1 protein-coding gene is annotated in these 302 nt (G+C 62.9%); it reads left to right on the top strand.

Annotated elements, in window-relative coordinates; all coding sequences use genetic code 11:
• Nucleotides 1–22 precede the first annotated feature (22 nt).
• A partial coding sequence (locus EN851_RS35380) for a hypothetical protein (RefSeq protein ID WP_210234962.1) occupies nucleotides 23–302 on the top strand: 280 nt, incomplete at its 3' end.

Consider the following 302-nt stretch of genomic DNA (forward strand, 5'->3'; position numbering starts at 1 on the left):
AGCGGTTGCCGCGAGCGAACCCATGCTGACGCATCGGGCCTCCAATCTTGCCATCTGGGCCACGGGCTTCGGCCAGCTGATCGTTTACGCGGCTTACTGGTATGCCGCGCTCTGGCTGATCAATGACGGCCTCGACTGGGTCTATGATGCGCTGGACGACGCGCCGGTTCTCTATATGCGCTGCGTCGTCCTATCGGCCGGGGTGTTCTTCGGGTTGAGCGGCTTTGCCATCGCCGCCAAATGGCTGCTGGTCGGCCGCTGGAAGGCCGAAACCTTTCCGATCTGGGGCTGGCGTTACTACC

This window comes from Mesorhizobium sp. M8A.F.Ca.ET.208.01.1.1 (genome assembly GCF_004791315.1).
Taxonomy (GTDB): domain Bacteria; phylum Pseudomonadota; class Alphaproteobacteria; order Rhizobiales; family Rhizobiaceae; genus Mesorhizobium.